General features: G+C 61.5%; 13 protein-coding genes. 5 read left to right on the forward strand and 8 right to left on the reverse strand.

What is annotated here, in order from left to right:
• Positions 1-50: 50 nt before the first annotated feature.
• The 7 genes from AC1ZV1_RS06440 to AC1ZV1_RS06470 form a co-directional block, all read right to left on the reverse strand.
• Positions 51-407 carry a copper-binding protein gene (locus tag AC1ZV1_RS06440; protein WP_484296004.1) on the reverse strand — a complete coding sequence of 119 codons (357 nt, stop codon included), beginning with the start codon at positions 405-407 and terminating at the stop codon, positions 51-53.
• A complete protein-coding gene (locus AC1ZV1_RS06445) occupies positions 404-3556 on the reverse strand; it encodes an efflux RND transporter permease subunit (protein WP_484296005.1) in 3153 nt (1050 codons plus the stop codon). Before AC1ZV1_RS06445 ends, AC1ZV1_RS06440 begins: the two co-directional genes overlap by 4 nt.
• Complete coding sequence (locus tag AC1ZV1_RS06450; protein WP_484296006.1) at positions 3553-5028, reverse strand: efflux RND transporter periplasmic adaptor subunit; 1476 nt, start codon at positions 5026-5028, stop codon at positions 3553-3555. The genes AC1ZV1_RS06445 and AC1ZV1_RS06450 overlap by 4 nt, the downstream gene beginning before the upstream one ends.
• Positions 5025-6299, reverse strand: coding sequence for a TolC family protein (locus AC1ZV1_RS06455; RefSeq protein WP_484296007.1), 1275 nt, complete (start codon positions 6297-6299; stop codon positions 5025-5027). Before AC1ZV1_RS06455 ends, AC1ZV1_RS06450 begins: the two co-directional genes overlap by 4 nt.
• A 59-nt stretch (positions 6300-6358) precedes the next feature.
• Positions 6359-6703, reverse strand: a complete 345-nt coding sequence (locus tag AC1ZV1_RS06460) for a hypothetical protein (protein ID WP_484296008.1) — start codon at positions 6701-6703, stop codon at positions 6359-6361.
• Positions 6704-6968: 265 nt separating this feature from the next.
• Complete coding sequence (locus AC1ZV1_RS06465) at positions 6969-7847, reverse strand: alpha/beta fold hydrolase (protein WP_484296009.1); 879 nt, start codon at positions 7845-7847, stop codon at positions 6969-6971.
• Positions 7844-8269, reverse strand: a complete 426-nt coding sequence (locus tag AC1ZV1_RS06470; RefSeq protein WP_138526783.1) for a helix-turn-helix domain-containing protein — start codon at positions 8267-8269, stop codon at positions 7844-7846. Before AC1ZV1_RS06470 ends, AC1ZV1_RS06465 begins: the two co-directional genes overlap by 4 nt.
• A 75-nt stretch (positions 8270-8344) precedes the next feature.
• Between AC1ZV1_RS06470 and AC1ZV1_RS06475 the strand changes: the two genes are divergently transcribed.
• The 5 genes from AC1ZV1_RS06475 to AC1ZV1_RS06495 all read left to right on the forward strand — a co-directional run bounded on the left by AC1ZV1_RS06475 (position 8345) and on the right by AC1ZV1_RS06495 (position 17631).
• Entirely contained in the window at positions 8345-8728 is a 384-nt protein-coding gene (locus AC1ZV1_RS06475; protein WP_416773991.1) for a hypothetical protein, read from the forward strand.
• A gap of 279 nt (positions 8729-9007) precedes the next feature.
• On the forward strand, positions 9008-9832 hold the full coding sequence (blaOXA, locus tag AC1ZV1_RS06480; protein WP_416773990.1) for a class D beta-lactamase: 825 nt from the start codon (positions 9008-9010) through the stop codon (positions 9830-9832).
• Between the two features lie 282 nt (positions 9833-10114).
• Complete coding sequence (locus tag AC1ZV1_RS06485) at positions 10115-10513, forward strand: hypothetical protein (protein WP_416773989.1); 399 nt, start codon at positions 10115-10117, stop codon at positions 10511-10513.
• Positions 10514-11493: 980 nt separating this feature from the next.
• On the forward strand, positions 11494-16533 hold the full coding sequence (locus AC1ZV1_RS06490) for an autotransporter domain-containing protein (protein WP_484296010.1): 5040 nt from the start codon (positions 11494-11496) through the stop codon (positions 16531-16533).
• Positions 16534-17241: 708 nt separating this feature from the next.
• Positions 17242-17631 carry a response regulator gene (locus AC1ZV1_RS06495; RefSeq protein WP_484296011.1) on the forward strand — a complete coding sequence of 130 codons (390 nt, stop codon included), beginning with the start codon at positions 17242-17244 and terminating at the stop codon, positions 17629-17631.
• 421 nt (positions 17632-18052) lie between these two features.
• Here the strand turns inward: AC1ZV1_RS06495 and AC1ZV1_RS06500 are convergent, their stop codons facing one another.
• A complete protein-coding gene (locus tag AC1ZV1_RS06500) occupies positions 18053-18304 on the reverse strand; it encodes a hypothetical protein (RefSeq protein ID WP_416773984.1) in 252 nt (83 codons plus the stop codon).
• Positions 18305-18423 lie beyond the last annotated feature (119 nt).

Consider the following 18423-nt stretch of genomic DNA (forward strand, 5'->3'; position numbering starts at 1 on the left):
TAAGGACAGCCCAGTCGACATACCCGACCAACTGGGCCTCCATCTCAGAATTACTTCTTCCGGATATTCACGATCTTCGACGCCCCTCCTTCATAGAGGAATTCGAAGGCTACCTTGTCGCTGACCTGCAGATTGTCCAGTTGGCCCGGCTCGGTCTTGAAATCCATGGTCATGGGCGGCCATTGCAGAGCCGCCACCGGGCCGTGGGCGAGAGTGACATTGTGGCGTTCATTGTCGATGGCCTTGATGGTGCCTTCGGCACTGGCGGAGGGGGCGGTCTTCGAGCGTTCCGCGTTCATGCCGTCCATGTTCATGCCATCCATCTTCATGCCGGGCATGTCCTCAGCGCTGGCGACAAAGGACAGTGCAAGCAGGACGGTGCCGGCGGCGATCAGGGATTTTTTCATGCGATTTCTCCGGATTGGGATTGGATAGCCACGCGAGACTGGCGACGGCGCATCAGCCAATAGGCGGCGGGGATGACGAGCAGTGAAAGGAGCGGCGCGGTGATCATGCCGCCGACCATGGGGACGGCGATGCGGCTCATCACTTCGCTGCCCGTGCCGCTGCTCCAGAGAATCGGCAGCAGGCCGGCGACGATAACGGCCACCGTCATGGCCTTGGGGCGAACGCGCTGTACTGCGCCTTCGCGGATAGCTGCGAGCAATGCGTCTGGGCCGCTGTCATCCGTGCGTTCATACCAGGCGTTCTTCAGGTAGACCAGCATGATCACGCCGAACTCCGTCGCGACGCCGGCCAGGGCGATGAAACCGACTCCGGTGGCTACCGACAGGTTGAAACCCATCAGGTACAGCAGCCACACGCCGCCGGTGAGGGCGAAGGGCAAGGTCGCCATGATTAGAACGGCTTCGTCGAAGCGCCTGAAGGTCAGGTAGAGCAGTACGAAGATGATCGCCAGCGTCGCCGGCACCACTAGCTTGAGCCGGGCGTTGGCGCGCTCCAGGTATTCGAACTGACCGGAGTAGCTCAGGCTCATGCCCGGCGCGAGCTTCACCTCGTGCTCTACCGCCTGGCGCAGGTCCGCCATCACCGACGCCAGGTCACGGCCGCGCACGTCGACGTAGACCCAACCGGAAAGACGAGCGTTCTCGCTCTTGAGCATCGGCGGACCTTCGCTGATACGCACCCGCGCCACGCTACCCAGGGTGATTTGGGCACCCTGGGCGGTGTAGATCGGCAACTGCTGCAGCGCATCGACCGAGTCGCGCCACTCGCGCGGATAGCGCACGTTGATCGGGTAGCGGGCGAGGCCTTCCACCGTCTCACCAACGTTCTCCCCGCCGATGGCGCTGCTGACGATGGCCTGCACATCGGCGATGTTCATGCCGTAGCGGGCCGCCGCCTGGCGGTCGATATCGACGTCGATGTAGCGACCTCCGGTGAGGCGTTCGGCCAGCGCCGAACTCACACCGGGAATCCCCTTGGCAACCCGTTCCACCGCCTGGGTGGCGCGGTCGATCTCGGCCAGGTCAGTGCCAGCAACCTTCACCCCGATGGGACTCTTGATGCCGGTGGCGAGCATGTCGATGCGGTTGCGGATCGGCGGAATCCAGATGTTGGTCAGTCCCGGCACCTTCACCGCGCGGTCGAGCTCCTCCACCAGTTTTTCGCTGGTCATGCCCGGCCGCCACTCTTCCTTCGGCTTGAAGCGGATGGTGGTTTCGAACATCTCCAGCGGCGCCGGGTCGGTGGCAGACTCGGCGCGCCCGGCCTTGCCGAACACGCTGGCGACTTCTGGCACGCTGCGGATCAGGCGGTCGGTGCTCTGCAGCAGCTCCGAAGCTTTCTGCGCAGAGAGACCGGGCAGGGCCGAAGGCATGTACAGCAGGTCGCCCTCGTCCAGGGGCGGCAGGAACTCTCCGCCCAGGTGGGAGAGCGGCCACAGCCCGGTGAGAAAGATCACCAGCGCTGCTGCCAGCGTCGTGCGCGGCCGGCGCAGCACCGCGTCCAGGGCAGGCTGGTAAATGCGGATCAGCCAGCGATTGAGCGGATTGCGCTGCTCCGAGGGCAGGCGTCCGCGAATCCAGTAACCCATCAGTACAGGTACCAGGGTCACGGAAAGCCCAGCGGCGCCTGCCATGGCGTAGGTCTTGGTGAACGCCAGCGGGCCGAACAAGCGGCCTTCCTGCGCCTGCAGGGTGAATACCGGAATGAATGACAGCGTGATGATCAGCAGGCTGAAGAACAGCGCCGGCCCGACCTCCACCGCAGCCTCGGTCATCACCCGCCAGTGCTGTTCACCGGCCAGCGGTGTGCCGGGGTGGCGCTCGTGCCAGGCCTCGATGCGCTTGTGTGCGTTCTCGATCATCACCACTGCCGCGTCGACCATCGCGCCGATGGCGATGGCGATGCCGCCCAGGGACATGATGTTGGCATTGATCCCCTGATGACGCATGACGATCAGCGCGATGAGTACGCCCACCGGCAGCGAAACAATCGCTACCAGCGAGGAGCGCAAATGCCAGAGGAAGGCCGCGCAAACCAGCGCGACGACGATGAACTCCTCGATCAACTTGTGGCTGAGGTTGGACACCGCGCGGTCGATCAGCTGGCTGCGGTCGTAGGTGGCGACGATCTCCACGCCCTCGGGCAGGCTCTTCTTCAGCGACTCCAGCTTGTCCTTCACCCGTGCGATGGCTTCGCGGGCGTTCTTGCCGCTGCGCAGGACAATCACTCCGCCAACCGCTTCGCCTTCGCCGTCCAGTTCGCCGATGCCCCGGCGCACTTCCGGGCCGAGCTGGATGCTGGCGACATCGCCCAGGGTCACCGGGCTGCCGTTGGCGGCCAGGCGCAGGGGGATCGCGCGGAAGTCCGCGAGGGTCTTCAGGTAGCCCGAGGCGCGAACCATGAACTCCGCCTCGCCCAGTTCGAGCACGCCGCCGCCGGTTTCCTGGTTGGCCTTGCCGATGGCCTCGATCACCTGGCTCTGGGTAATACCCAGGCTGGCCAGCCGCACCGGGTCGAGCAGCACCTGGTACTGCTTGACCATGCCACCGACGGTGGCAACTTCCGCAACATCAGGCACCGTCTTCAGTTCGAACTTGAGGAACCAGTCCTGCAGGGCGCGCAGCTGGGCGAGATCATGCCGGTCCGTGCGGTCCACCAGGGCGTACTGGTAGATCCAGCCGACACCGGTGGCGTCCGGGCCGAGCGCCGTCTTCGCCGTGGGCGGCAGGCGCGACTGCACCTGGTTGAGGTACTCCAGCACCCGCGAGCGCGCCCAGTAGAGGTCAGTGCCATCCTCGAACAGCACGTAGACGAAGCTGTCGCCAAAGGAGGAAAAGCCGCGCACGGTCTTCGCGCCGGGCACCGACAGCATGGTGGTGGCCAGCGGGTAGGTGACCTGGTTCTCGACGATCTGCGGTGCCTGTCCCGGATAGCTGGTGCGGATGATGACCTGGACATCGGAAACGTCTGGTAGGGCATCGACCGGTGTACTGCGTAGCGACCAGACACCCCAGGCGACAATGAACAGGGTAGCCAGCAGTACCAGGAAACGATTGGCCACCGACCAGCGTATGAGCTTCGCGATCATGGCTGTTGCTCCTGCTTGCGGACCTGCTCTATTACCAGCCCTGCATCTCCCTGGCTGACACCGAAGCGAATGCGATCGCCAGGCTTCAGGCCGGCTGCCAGTTCAGGGCGAGCGAGTGCAAAGGTCATGGTCATGCCGGGCATGCCCAGGGTGCTGAACGGGCCGTGGCTGATGGTCAGACCCTGTGCAGTGATCTCCACGATGCGGCCATCCGCTTCATGCACAGCAGGCATCGTCATCTTTGCCGCCGGCTCTTCTGCCGTGCGCGCTTCGATGCCTTTCAGGCTGGCTTCCGAGTCGATCAGGAACTGCCCGGAAGCGACCACCCGCTGGCCTTCCTCCAGACCTTGAAGTACGGCCACCAGCCCACCGTTCTCCTGGCCGAGACGCACTTCCACCGGACGGAAACGGCCCTGGTCTTCCGCCAGCATCACAAGATTGCGCTTGCCGGTGCGGATCACCGCTTCGCTGGGGATCTGCAGCACATCGCTCTGGCCGGTCAGGTCGAGGCTGACCTGCGCGGTCATGCCGGGGCGCAGTTGTCCGTCCGGGTTGGGCAGCTCGATGCGCAAGCGCAAGGTGCGGCTCTGCTGGTCGTTCTCCGGGAGGATGCTGGTCAGGGTGCCGGTCACCGGATGGCCCGGCAGCGCCGGCAGACGGGCATCGACCGACTGGCCGACCTTGAGTCCTGCGGCTTGCACCTCCGGCACAGCGGCCTCCAGCCAGACACGCCCCAGGCCGTTGATCCTGGCCAGGGGGGCGCCAACGGCCAGTGTCATGCCGGGGCGCACCTCCAGCTCACGGATGACTCCGGCAATAGGCGCATTCAGGGTAGTTACAGGTTGGACTCTGCCGCTGCGCTCGATCTGTTGCACGAGTCCGTTTGGCATGCCGGCCAGCAGCAGGCGTTGTCGCGCCGCCGCCAGTAGCGCCGGTTCGCCCGAATGGCGCAAGGCGATGAACTCTTCCTGCGCCGCCGCCCACTCTGGCACAAGCACATCGACCATTGGAGCTCCGGCGCTCACCACGTCGCCCGGCGCAAGCGAGTAGGTACGCTCGACGAAGCCGCCGGCGCGCGCCTGCAGCACAGCCACATCACGATCATTGAAGGCCAGCACGCCAGTGACCTGCAGCGTGCGGTTGAGCGTGCCGCGGGTGACGCTGGCCAGGCGCACGCCGAGGTTCTGCTGGATGCCGGGCTCGATGCGCACCGCCGGTACACTCTCGGCGGCATTGGCAGCATCGGCGTACTTGGGCACCAACTGCATGTCCATGAAGGGCGACTTGCCCGGCGCATCGAAGTGCTGCTGCGGGACCATCGGGTCGTACCAGTACAGCGGCTTGCGCTCCGGGGTGGCTGAGGGCAGCGGGGCCTGCGCCTGAGCCTTCCGGGCGAGCCAGTAGCCGCCAGCGCCGCCGACGGCCACTGCGAAGATCAATAGCGCGGCGGTGTTCCAGGGGAAACGGCTCATGCGCGTCCCTCCTCATAGGTGAAGTAGAGACGCGCGGCGACCTGTGCAAGAGAGCCTTGCAGGTCGATCTGTTTGAGCCGGGCCTCGACCAGTTGCTGGCGAGCACTGACTACTTTGTCGAGACCGGTCTTGGCTGATCGGTAGGCGGCGGTGGCCAGGCGTACCTTCTCCTCGGCCAGCGGTACCAAGGTGCCGGTGCTGCGCTCGACGGCGCGTTGTAGCCGGCGGTATTCGGCCAAGTCGCCCTCCAGCGCCTGCTCGTGTTCGCGGGCCAGCGCCTCTCGCTCGGCTTCCAGCTGGCGCACCTGGGCACGTCGCGCGGCAATCTTCGGGTCCTGGCGGGTGCCGGTGAACAGCGGCAAGTCGAAACTAACCTCCAACGTCATCATGTCGCCGAACTCGCGGCCACGGCGCTGGTAATCCACTTCCCAGCTCCAGTCCGGTTTCTTCTCGGCCACGGCCTCGCGCACCAGGGCTTCGGCCTCGCGGGTCATCGGACCGTAGGCGGCAAGCTCGGGGTGCTGGTGCAACTGTTGCAGCGAGTGGGAGGCGTCGATGGACCAGTGCGGGAAGTCGCCGCTCAGCTCCTGGGAAGCATCCTGGCCAATCCAGCGTTTGAGCGCCGCCCGTGCCTGGGCTTCCTGGCGCAGCAGGTCGTCTTTCTGCTCGTCCAGCAGCGCGGCCTCCTGACGCGGAGCTACCGCATCGACTGTGCTTGCGCTCCCCCCGGCCAGACGTGCGCGGACGGTGGCGTCGAGCAGGCGGTTTTCGCGGTAAAAGTCGTCGAACATCGCCAGCTTGCGTTGCAGCGTATAGGTCGCGATCCAGGCCTGGGCCGAGGCACTACGGACCTTCAGGCGTTCCACGCCAGCTTCGGCATCGGCGCGTTCGATGGCGGCCTGGGCGGTCTCGACGCGGGCCTTGCGCTTGTCGCCGTTGGGCATCTCCTGCATCAGGCCGACCACCTGCATGGACATGTTGTCGCGCTGGGTGCTCCAGCGCTCGTCACCCTCGATGGGGACGTTCTGCAGACCAAGATTGAGCTTGGGATCGGGCAGCTCTCCGGCGGGGATGGCGGCGCTTCTCGCCGCCGAGATTTTCTCGTTCTGTGCGAGCAGGGAAGGAGCGTTGCGTTCAGCCAGCAGTAGGGCGTCGTCCAGTGACAGGGACGCAGCCTGTGCCGACCAGCCCGGCAGCAGCGCGAGCAGCAGCCAGCCGGAATGGAGTCGGACGTGAGTCACGATGAGGATTCCTCTGGAAAACCAGCGCATGAGCGCAATCCACCCGGCAGCCTTCAGGGCCGCGGGCAGGGTTCAGGTCGAGAGAGGAATCAGGCGCAGGGAGGTCGCCAGTGGTCTGCAGGAGCCTGGCTGAGAACTACATCGGTGTACGGCGAAGGCCGCGGGGGAGTGGCGACGGGATGGGCAGCTTTCAGGACGCTGACCTGCAACAGGCTGCTGGTCTTGCATTCCTGCCCACTCTTGCAGTCCTTCTTGCCATGCTGGGTCATCTTGCCCAAATCCTGGCAGCAGTCCTGATCCATACCCGCCATCTGGCCCATGCCCATGCTTTGCATCGGGCAGGGTTCAGTTGGCGCCTCGACTCCCGCCATCCCCGTGAGAGGAAGCGTGAGGCTGAGCAGTAAGACGATGAGCAATCGAAGGCGACGGATCATGGTGGGCAGTGTATTCAGACCTTTCTGAGGCAGCAACAGAAACCCAAGCGGTGTGTATCAGTCTGTAGCCTGAATCTCTGAGGTCCGCTTTTGGCCGATTTCTGCCTGTGACGTAGGGCCGTTACCGACCCATAGCCGACTTGGCGGTCGGGTAATGCTGCTCAAGAGCACCAATCTAGGATTACTCCCTGAGTCCCGTGGCTTCTGACAAAACACCCCATACCGCACAGTGTCGCTGACCTACCATTTCAATCAGTCATCTCTCCTAAGATGGCAGCACGTTCCTTTCCAGAAACTCCAGAATGTTTGGCGCCTGGCCTGGGATGAAGTGATGGCCCGCTTCGATGAACCGGATTTCAGCCTTTGGAACTGTCCGCTGCAACCTGCTTTTCGTCTCTCGCGAGTCCAGCAACACATCGCGTCCGCCGATGATCGTCAGGATTGGCATGTCGAGTTCTTTCAGTTGAACGTCCGTTAGCTGTGGAATACGGATCAACCGAGGCTTGGCGGCCCGTCCCACGATTTCCATGAGTTGCACGAGTGGCTGCATTTCTCGGGACAAGACCCTAGGCGCCGGCCCGAAAATCAGTTCCCATATTCGCCGTTTGCCCCAAGAGCCAAACAGGAGAAGCGGCAAGATCGTCAGAAGAAGACTCTTCTGTCGGCCGATTCCAGAGGGACACATCAGTGCCAGCGAGCCAACAGTGGCCGGCCGTCTGCTGGCATAGTCGAGCGCTAACCATCCGCCGAGCGATGTACCAACGAAAGCGATGCGCTCGTGCCCTGACACCAAGCCCAGTCCCTGCAGCACATCGTCGAGCCACAGCGCATGGGCGTCGCTGGCAAGATCGGGTCGGACTCTTGCGCTGAGGCCGGCTTCGCCGATCATGTCAATTGCGAACAATCTGAACTTCGTAGACCACAACGCTACATCGGTTATCCATGCAGCCGAGTTAGCCATTGATCCGTGCAGCAGCACGACAGGGGGCGCGGTTTCCGGCCCGCAGACCACAACAAAGGTTGAGCCCTGACGAGTAGATATTTGCAACTCGGTCTTTGGAACCGGCCACTGATTCAAGACTCGTCGGTATTGTGCCTCAACCGCCGCGGCCGCTTCCGCGCTCCGATAAACCACGTCGTTCATTTGCGATTATCCATATGAAGCTGCAGCATCTCTAAGAGCTTTGCCGAGCTTGAAGGATCTCCAATGACTACGACCTTCATGCTCCGGGTCTGTGGATCGAATGCAGTTTGAAGTTGCAGTGGTGCTGCGCCGGCAGGCCTGGCCAAGGCGGCGGATTGGACGAAGGTAGCTAAGTGCGCTGCGTCGTCCACGGAGATATCAGAGATGTCAACGATGCATGTCGCCCGCAGCAATGCTGCCGCAGTGCCGGACTCGTCGCTTGCGACGCCAGCAAAGGCATCCAGTTCGGAGCGGACAATGCGGTAAGACTTTCCAACGCGAGTCGCTGGAAGGCGACCGTCGCGAATGTAGCGCAGCACTGTCTTGGGGTGCAGATTCAAATGCTCGGCGGCCTGCTCGACGGTAACAAGGCTAGCGTTCACTCTCTGGATACTCCCTATTATTACCTTTCCTGTGTAATATCGGTAACTATATGGAGCAAATTCAGGTCTCGCAATATGAATCGCAGTCCCGAGAGCGTTGGTACCCAGGTAGATGCTGCAAAGAAGATGAAGGATCGACTGCGAGCCGATCTTCAGATTGCCATGCTGCTTAGGCGCGCCTTAGAGGTGAAGGTCATTCGGACGCTTATCGCGGCAATTGATAATGCTGAGGCACCGCCTGTCCAGACTGAGCATGCTGCGACAATCCAGCATCTTTTCCATGACGGATCGGCGGAAGTCGAGCGACTTCTACTGAGCGAGGCTGATGTGCATCGGGTGCTGATGATGGACATTGCTGAACGGGAGCGCGCGGCGGAGGAACTAGGGCGTCTAGGCATGACGAAACGCGCCCAAGGTCTGCGCGAGGAGACTTTGCTGGCCAAGCGCTATCTAGCGTGATGAGCCATCCAGGCCCACAGCCAACCAATACTACGCCAGGTAGCATTAATGCTGAGTCGCCAAGTCTCTATCGACCTACAACGAACATCCTTCAGCTCTTCGAATCTGCTTGTACGACGAGCAACTTGCTTCCGTATCTCAGCACCATTCGCATGCCGACACGCAAGGCAAGGATGCATACCTATGCGACGCCAGCAACTTGAATGAGGCCGAGCGCTGCCAGGTCATCCGTATCCAGATCGACGAGCACGCCACCTATCCCATGCCGCTTGACCAATCATGACCCTTCGACTCTCTCTATTTGCCCTCAGCGCAGCATTTTCCCAATCCGCGCTGTTCTGTATCTCTGCCCAGGCGGCAACCCTGTGCACCGTAGTGGCCGACGCCGACGATGGCAGAATCGTGTTTCAGCAGGGTGCGCAACAGGAGTGCGCCGCGCGCTACACGCCAGCCTCCACCTTCAAACTGCCCATCGCCCTGATGGGCGCCGACGCTGGTGTTCTGAAGGGCCCGCACGAGCCGGTCTGGCAGTACCAATCTGGCTATCCAGACTGGGGTGGCGACGCCTGGCGCCAGTCCACGGATCCTGAGCGATGGATCAAGTATTCAGTGGTTTGGTACTCACAGTTAATCGCCAAGAGCCTCGGGCAAGAGCGCTTCCAGCACTACACGTCCGCCTTTGGCTATGGGAACGAAGATGTCTCGGGCGAACCTGGAAAAAACAACGGTACTGACGGTGCTTGGATCATTTCGTCGCTGCGTATCTCTCCGGTGGAACAACTGGCCTTCCTGCGCAAGGTGGTCAACCGGAAATTGCCCGTCAAAGCTGCGGCATACGACCTGGTCGAGAATCTGTTCGAGGTTAGTGAAGCCGGTGGCTGGCGTCTTTATGGGAAGACCGGCACAGGCTCCCCTGGCAAAAACGGCGTTTATACGCCGGTCAACGCATACGGGTGGTTCGTCGGCTGGGCACGTAGGGATGGTCGCCAACTAGTGTTCGCCAGCCTAGTTCAGGACGCGTCGGCCACCAAACCCAATGCTGGCCTGCGTGCTCGGGACGACTTGATCCGCGACTGGCACACCATGGTCGGTGGGCCCCACTAATGGCCAGACGCCGACCATGAGCGCTATGTGCGACAAAGGTATCGACATGATGTGCGGACTAGCTCGGAATGAATCGCGTGGCATCACGAGTAAAGCAATGGACGTGTGTTTGCTTCTCGGGTATTGCAGTGCAAGTTGACAGGCAGCTACCGACCCATAGCGGACATGAAATGTCCGAGATTGATCGCCTTTGCGACGTGTCGGCACTGCGCGGCAATTTCTTTGGCCGAAATTACATGTGCGTGATGTAAATTCTGCCTTTGCGCGCAGCAGGAGAAACTCATGCCAAAATTTCTGCCGAAGGGTGAACTTCAGGCGCTTTCGTTGAAAGCGGAAGGGGACGGTTTAACGCTGAATGATCTTTCTACCATTGGCGATAAATTTGGCGCTGCTCCGCAAGACTTGCTGAATGAGCTATCCGTCTGGGTTGCGGAAAACTATCTGCAGGGATCGTTGGATTTTGACTTTTGCGACAGTGTCATGAACGGGATCATAAATGCCGTGGTTGAAGTCGGCATGACCAGTGAACTACCTCAACCCGCTTTCTCGCTATATCAAGCGTTTGATCAAGGCGAATGGATTCGCAGTAGTGATTCACCGGAAACTGACCCCGGTGAGAAATACACAAGGCCGATAGTCGTCGAAATATTGCGTGCTCTTAAAGACTGGTCGCTCGAATAGGCTTTCGCTTCTAAGTTGAAGGTGGGAATGGATGGAACGTCCGCTTTTGGCTGTGGATTCAACCGATAGCTGCCGTAGGACCAAGAACGGATCACTTCGAATATCTCCTGTACTCCTATTGCCGATGTCGCGGTTTCAGTCGGCTGCACGGCAGATAGTTCAATATCCCGTCGCCAAAAATACGACAGCTGCCGTATGGGAGTGGCCGCGTCCGGTTGAGTATCTTGCCATCGCGCATCCGGCTCTTCTCTCGCCGTTGGCTCTTGTCTAGTACCTTCAACCGAGTATTGGAGGTTGCGGGGTCACACTTTAATGAGCTCCCTCTTCATACGCAGCCCGCCGTGCGCCGCAGGTGCTGAGTAGCTGAATTTCCGAGCCACTCGCTCAGAGATAATGGCAAAACAGCATTAACTCGGGATACGATGGCGCTACCACTCTGAACGTTCGTGCCAACTTTGGAACTCTTGCTATGCCCCAGGCGCCGAGAGCGAAAGAGTGCGCGCGGCAACTCAGAGGGATGTTGAGAACCGTTGACCGCTTCAACGTCGATTCGCGCAAAAGGAGTTGATACCGCGGCTTCGCCAGTCGCGGCTAGGCCAATCGCTTCGGCAATGCACTCCATAAAAACAAGGATGAGTTCGTGGGAGAGATTCGTCTGCCTTCGACTGGTGTAGCGTCGATAGGGTGTTCCCAGTGTTCGAAGGGTTATCGATTCAGCCAGCCCTGGCGAAATACACCCAGGCGACGTCTGCACAGTCAGCGCAAGCACTGTCTTGCACGAGACCTCACTGCTCCCCGTCATGCGAAAAGGAATGACCATGCATAGCAGCAAACATAGCAAAGCCTTTACCGCCCATTTCGCTCCGTTGCCGCTGGCCGTCAGCATGGCGGCAGCCGGTATAGTTTCCGGCCTTTTCAGTACGCCGGCACAGGCGCTCTGCGTAACGGTGGGATCCACTGTGAGCTGTTCAGGCATTACCGTGGGCTTAGTTAGCTCGACCAGTAACCTGACGGTCAATGTTCAGAACGGTTCGCAGATCTATCCCGGCGTTGTCGACATGGTCAACGCGGTGTCGCTCACCGGAACCGGCACCACCGTGAACAACGCCGGGCGTATCGATCCTTCGCTGCAGCCGGGCCTGGTTTCCTTGGCTTCCGGTCTCAACCTCAGCAATGCCGCTGGCAGCACGGTGACGGTCAACAACCTCTCCACGGGCCAGATCATGGGCACTTCCGGTCTGCTCTCGGCGAACCTGCTGGGGCTCGGCGGGATCGGCCTGGTGGTGCAGAACGGCGTAGGTGGCACCACTACCGTTAATAACACCGGGCTGATCAGCGGCACTGCGCTGCTTGGCGCCGCTGTTCTGCCGGAAGACATGCCGGTGATCGCACTGCGTGGCGGTGCCAGAAATGAGCTGACCAACAATGCGTCAGGCCTCATCACCGGCCGCGTGGCGATGCAGGCGTCGGCCGCAGGCAACACCTTCACCAACGCCGGTACGGTCACCGGCAGTATCAACCTGGGCGCCGGCGCCGGCGCCAACACCTTCAACGCCATCACCGGCTCAGCGATGAGCGCTGGGGCGGGTGTCGGAGTCGATCTTGGCGTGCTCGGCGGCCTAGGTCTCGCCTACGCGCCGGCGGGCATTGTCAATGCAGGTACTGCCAACAACGGCAACACCCTCAATCTGCAGAACGTCATCGGGGGAGGCTCTGGGTTGACCGGCTCGGGCACCATTGACGGCAGCAAATACATCAATTTCAGTAAACTGAACGTCACCAGCGGTACCTGGTCATTGACCAACCAGCTGTTCGCGGGCGGCACTGTCAACCCGGCGGTCGCGCTCAACGGCGGCTTACTCAATGTCGACAGCGCGGCCCTCACCGGCGCAACCGTTACAGCCAACGGAGGCGGGTTGGGCGCTGCGGTAGCGGGTGCTACGGTGAGCAACGGCATCACCCTCGATACCAATGGCCTGCTAGTCAGCAACAGCGTTAATGGCCTGACCCTGTCCGGCGTGCTCACCGGTGCCGGCGCCCTGACCAAGACCGGCACCGGCAACCTGACCCTCGCCGGCACCAATGACTTCAGCGGCGGCACCACCCTGACCGCCGGCACCCTGACCCTCGGCAACGCTGCGGCGCTTGGAACCGAAGGCCTGAACGTGACCGGCGCCAGCACCCTGGCAAACTCGAGCGCTTTGTCCGTGAACAATGGCATCTTGCTCAACGGCGCTAACCTGACGGTGAACAGCGGCGCTGCCATGACCTTGGGCGGGGCGATCAACGGCACCGGCTCGCTGACCAAGACCGGCAACGCCGACCTGACCCTGAGCGGCACCAACAACTTCGGTGGCGGCCTCAACATCAACGCCGGCAGGCTAATCCTTGCCAACGCCGGGGCCACCGGCGGCGGTACCTTAACTGCCGGCGTGGGCGGTACGGCGGCGCTGGACACCAGCACCGCCCAGACCCTGACCAACCTGATCCAGCTCAACGGCAACCTGACCCTTACCGGCAGCAATGACCTGACCCTGGTGGGCAAGATTTCCGGTACCGGCGGGCTGAACAAGGCCGGGACCAATACCGTGACCCTGACCGGTGCCAACGATTTCACCGGCAACTCGACGCTGGGTGGTGGCACTCTGATCCTGCAGAACAGTACCAGCCTCGGTAGCAGTCAGCTGACTCTGAGCGCCAACTCCACTCTTGATGCAGGCGGACTTTCGCTAGGCAACAACATTAACTTGGGCACCCGTAACTTGACCCTGGCCGGGAGCAACGACCTGGCTTTGAACGGCGACGTTTCCGGTACCAATGGCAGCCTGACCAAGAACGGCGCGGCCAACCTGGTCCTCAATGGCATTAACACCTACACCGGTGGCACCCAGGTGACGTCCGGCACTTTGCTGGTCGGAGATAGCAGCCATGCATCGGCCCGCGTCGCAGGTCCGGTTTCGGTTTCCAGCGGCGCTTCGCTGGGTGGCTTCGGCACCGTGGCTGGCAACGTCGATGTCGCCTCTGGCGGTCATCTCGCTTCGGGCGCACCGGTCGGGGTGTTTACCATCGCCGGTGACCTGACCCTGCGCCAAGGCAGCCTGGCGGACTTTAGCCTGGGCACCTCGAACGGATTCTCCACGCCGGGGGCCAGCCATGGCGTCTCGGTAACTGGTGACCTAAATCTGCAGGGCGCCCAACTCAACCTGCTCGACGCGGGGGGCTACGGCCCTGGCCTTTATCGGCTGTTCGATTGGGGCGGTGCTCTGACCATGAGCAATGGAGGCCTGATTCCGCAGGCGGGGTCGTCGCTGCAGGTCTTGACCGTCAACAAGCAGATCAACCTGATCAATGCGATCAACCAGCCCCTCAACTTCTGGAACGCCAACGGACTTGCGAGTGCCTCGCAGATGGGCGGCGGCTCAGGTGTCTGGTCGCAGTCCGGTGCGAACTGGACGGATGCTACAGGCAGCGTCACCGCCTGGCGCAACCCCAATGATGCGTTTTCCATCTTTGGCGGCGCGGCCGGCACGGTGACCCTCGATAGCAGCGCTGGCGCCATCAAGGCTCAGGGCATCCAGTTCGCCAGCGACGGCTATCACCTGGTAGGCGACGACCTGGCGGTGACCGGCACCGTGCCGAGTGCTCTGGGAGAAGTACGGGTTGGCGACGGTAGCCAAGCGGCGAGCGCTTGGACAGCTTACGTCGACAACTCACTGACGGGTGCCGGTATCGACAAGACCGGCCTGGGCACCTTGGTGCTCCGCGGCTCTAACACCTACACGCAGAGCACGCGTCTGAGCCTGGGTACCCTTTCGGTATCCAGCGACGCCAACCTCGGCGCGTCCTCCGCCAATCTCGACTTCGAGGGTGGCACCCTGAGCGTCACCGGCAACAGTTTCCAGAGCACGGCGCGCAACGTCGTGTTTGGTTCTGACGGTGGCGCCATCGATATCGCTGACGCCAGCAACACCTTTAGCCTCGGCCAGGCGCTTTCCGGCAGTGGCGCACTGACCAAGCTTGGTGATGGCATGCTGGTATTGACCGGCAACAACAGCTACAGCGGCAGCACACTGATCAGCGCGGGCACGCTCACCGGCTCGGCCGGCAGCTTCGGCAGCGGCGCGATTGTCGACAATGCAGCGCTGGTGCTCCACCAAACCACTGATGCCACGCTGTCCAATGCCATTTCCGGCAACGGCTCGCTGACCAAGACCGGTGCCGGAAACCTAACCTTGGGCAGCAACAGCTACAGCGGCGGCACACTCATCAGTGCGGGCACACTCACCGGCTCGGCCGGCAGCTTCGGCAGCGGAGCCATCACCAACAACGCACGCCTGATTCTCGATCAAGACAGCACCTCCAGCTTCGCCAATGTCATATCCGGCAGCGGCAGCTTGGTCAAGCGCGGGGCCGGCGCTTTGGAACTGGAAAGCGACTCCAGCGTCGGCGGCGGTACCCGGGTGGAAGGTGGGCGACTGGTCGTTGGCGGCAGCGCGGGTTCGAGCGCGCGCTTAACCAGTAACGTGGACGTCGTCAGCGGTGCTACGCTCGGTGGCCACGGCGTCATCGACGGCAATGTCACCCTCGTCAGCGGTGCGAAACTGGCGCCGGGCAACTCCATCGGCACCCTCACCGTGGATGGCGACGTGACCCTGGGCGCCGGCTCGATCCTGGAAGTAGAAAGCGCGCCGGATGGCAACTCGGACCGGCTCATCTCCACCGGCGCCGTCAATCTGAATGGCGCCAATCTCAACGTACTCGCCGGTACGGAGGATTGGGCGCCCAGTACCGCCTACGGCATCGTCCAGGCCGCCTCGCTCAACGGCACCTTCGCCGCTGTCAGCAGCAATCTGGCGTTCCTCACCCCGCAGCTGGCTTACAGCACCACCGGCGTAGAGCTGACCCTGGAGCGCAACGACGTCAGCTTCATCTCCGCGGGCCGTACCTACAACCAGCGCTCAGCTGCCTCCGGCGTCGAATCGCTCGCAACGGGCTCGCTGTACAACGCCATCAGCGTGCTCAGCGTCGAGCAGGCTCAAGCTGCCTACGACAGTCTCTCCGGCGAACTGCATTCCAGCACCCAGGGTGCGCTGTTCGACGACAGCCGATACGTGCGCGATGCCATTGGCCAACGCCTGCGTGCGGCTCAAGGACAGGCCTCGACCGACGCCATCCTGCACACCGACGCCGACAGTGGCATGACCTTCTGGCTGCAAGGCTATGGCGGTTGGGGCGACACCAGCGGCAACAGCAACACTGCGCGCATGGATCACGACAGCCGCGGCACCCTGCTCGGCATCGACCTGCCGGTGGGCGACAACTGGCGCGTCGGCGTCGCGGCTGGCTATGGCACCAGCAAGCTCGACGTCGACGCTCGCAGCTCCTCGGCCGAGATCGATAGCACCTCGCTGACCCTGTTCGCCTCCGGCCAGTGGGATGCCCTGAACCTGCGCCTCGGCGCCTCGCACGCCTGGAACGACATCGACAGCAGCCGCCACGTGCAGGTCGGCAGCCTCGCCGAGCACGACAAGGCCGGTTACGACGCCAACACCACTCAAGTCTTCGGCGAACTGGGCTATGCCATTGCTGCCGGCGACTTCATCCTGGAACCCTTCGCCGGGCTGGCACACGTCAAGGTCGACAGCGACAGTTTCAAGGAGCACGGCGGCAGCACCGCACTACGTGGCAACAGAGAGCAGGACGAGGTGACCTACGGCACCCTCGGCCTGCATGCCTCCACGGCGCTGACCACAGTGGGCTCGGTGCCGCTTGCGCTGCTGGGGACTCTCGGCTGGCAGCACGCGTTTGACGACCTCGATCCGAAGCGCCAGCTGTCGTTTGCCGGTGGCGACGCATTCACTGTCAAGGGCACGCCACTGGCACAGGACACCGCGCTGGCACAGTTGGGCGTCACCGCGCAGGTTGCCAGTGGCACCACGGTGGACCTGGGTTACTCGGGGCAGTTCGGCGATGGCTACAAGGACAACGGTATTCGCCTGGGGCTAAACGTGAGCTTCTGAACAGGGACGCGGAGAGGACGCTGAAGCACCGGGACCTGGGCTTGCTGGAGGCTCTCATTGTGAGATTAAAGCCTGCGCGCCCATTGGCCATCCAGCGATGCAATGTACAGCCAACACTACTGAGAGCAACCTGCGCTTCGGGGGCTGATGTCTACTACCGACCCATAGCTGACATCGACAGGTACTAGGTGACACGCCCTTAGGCCCTGTGTTCAACCAAATCGATTGCAGAATCAGAGATAAGGGAGGAGTGTGACCTCATAGCGCCCGAGTTTTGGCGGAAATCCCTTCCCCCGTTCGGTCGTCAGCCGAGGACGGTATGGACGATCGACGATTCACCTCTGGTCTAAACATCGCTACGTGCTTTCTGAGGATGTTGGCGGATGAGCTCTCTACAGAAGCCGCCCCATCTGATCCCCCCTTTTCTGCTCAGCGCTTCAACGAGCTTCGGCGCAACATCGAGTGCTGCGTATTTATTTTGGAGAGCCTACAAGCGAGTCACGGGCATTCACCGGGCATTCAAAAGCAGCCTGAAATTACCCACAGCTCTGGATGGCTCGCAGCGAGAGGTCAGAGTACTGGCGTAAACCTGATTTGGCTGAGTTACCCATCAACTCCACCGTGCGTCGGATAAAAAACGGGTAACGCGAATAATGTGAACGTAGGCGAGGGAGTGCCTTCTACCGCTGCACACGCAGGAGATTAGGCATGGAAACGCTCCGAGGCCCACCCACAGAATGCGTCACATACGTACTCATTCTCGATGATGATTCGACTCTTGCCGGAGTCCTGGGGCTGGCGATGGAAGATTACGGAATCCCCGCCATCGTTCTTGGAAGTGCTGATGATGGACTCGCGTGGATCAATGCAAATCCAAGTCAACTTGCCCTCCTGCTCACTGATATCTCAATGCCAGGAGAAATTGACGGCTTGGAGCTAGCGCGCCAAATTGCGCAGAGATCCCCAAGCATCCCCATTATCATTATGTCAGGTGGCTCCTGGAGTAGAGACTTCCCGGCCTACCGCTTTCTCGACAAGCCATTTGATCTCACGGCACTCATGACCACAGTAAAAGAGGCTCTTGCGCTTCCACACTAAGCGAGTGGATCGCGTGGGCGCCTATCCAAGTAGTTTGAGTAGTTCCCCGGGGGGCAGCCGTCTGTTCTGCGCAAGTTCACGACGATACAGCTCAATCACCTGGCTCGCGTAATCCATTGGTTGAATGCCTGCTTGCTTTGCCGCATGGCACAGCTCTGACCAGGCTTTATGCCGAAAGAAAGACCCAGCCTCCTCGCGAGACATCGAAGCAGGGATTAGCAGTCTGATCTGTTCGCGTAAGAAGGGAGTCAGCTCTAGGAAGGCTAGGGTTGCGAGCTCGATCATTTCCTGCGCTGCATGCAGTGACCAAAGCGGGAGACGTTTCCATCCGCACCTCCATCCGTAGTGGTCATTGCAGCATAGCGGGTCGGCGTCTGCGGCCAATCCTTCAATTCCGGCTAATGAGAACGTCGCACCAGTCTTACTGCTGCGTTCTGCCGCGATCAACGGAGCCAAAATACGCCTCGGATGCCGCCGCTAGTAAACTTTGCAGCTCGGCATGTTCTTCAGCGCTGCGAGGATAGCCGCCAACTCTCCGTATGAAATCCAGCAGGCGTTGTTGTTTTGCTGCCAATACGACGCTGTGCTCGCCGTTTCTGCCTGTCATTTCCAGCACCTCACAATCTTTCGTTGCTTGGCGTCGCCAAGCTCCTGATGGTTTGAGCTGAAGCATCTCGGATTTAGTACATCAGTACATTGTCGTCGACGACTTTGTGACCCATTTCACAGGTTCGCTTTCAATGCTGGCCGTACGTCTCCTGCCAATGAGTACGACGCTCTCGAGAAGGCTGC

The sequence above is a fragment of the Pseudomonas sp. BB438 genome, from assembly GCF_057180225.1.

Excerpts from the sequence above, each read along its gene's own strand:
- AC1ZV1_RS06500 (WP_416773984.1), bottom strand. The coding sequence starts at position 18,304 with ATGCTTCAGCTCAAACCATCAGGAGCTTGGCGACGCCAAGCAACGAAA.
- AC1ZV1_RS06455 (WP_484296007.1), bottom strand. The coding sequence starts at position 6,299 with ATGCGCTGGTTTTCCAGAGGAATCCTCATCGTGACTCACGTCCGACTC.
- AC1ZV1_RS06465 (WP_484296009.1), bottom strand. The coding sequence starts at position 7,847 with ATGAACGACGTGGTTTATCGGAGCGCGGAAGCGGCCGCGGCGGTTGAG.
- blaOXA (WP_416773990.1), top strand. The coding sequence starts at position 9,008 with ATGACCCTTCGACTCTCTCTATTTGCCCTCAGCGCAGCATTTTCCCAA.
- AC1ZV1_RS06460 (WP_484296008.1), bottom strand. The coding sequence starts at position 6,703 with ATGATCCGTCGCCTTCGATTGCTCATCGTCTTACTGCTCAGCCTCACG.
- AC1ZV1_RS06445 (WP_484296005.1), bottom strand. The coding sequence starts at position 3,556 with ATGATCGCGAAGCTCATACGCTGGTCGGTGGCCAATCGTTTCCTGGTA.
- AC1ZV1_RS06440 (WP_484296004.1), bottom strand. The coding sequence starts at position 407 with ATGAAAAAATCCCTGATCGCCGCCGGCACCGTCCTGCTTGCACTGTCC.
- AC1ZV1_RS06475 (WP_416773991.1), top strand. The coding sequence starts at position 8,345 with ATGAATCGCAGTCCCGAGAGCGTTGGTACCCAGGTAGATGCTGCAAAG.
- AC1ZV1_RS06495 (WP_484296011.1), top strand. The coding sequence starts at position 17,242 with ATGGAAACGCTCCGAGGCCCACCCACAGAATGCGTCACATACGTACTC.
- AC1ZV1_RS06450 (WP_484296006.1), bottom strand. The coding sequence starts at position 5,028 with ATGAGCCGTTTCCCCTGGAACACCGCCGCGCTATTGATCTTCGCAGTG.
- AC1ZV1_RS06485 (WP_416773989.1), top strand. The coding sequence starts at position 10,115 with ATGCCAAAATTTCTGCCGAAGGGTGAACTTCAGGCGCTTTCGTTGAAA.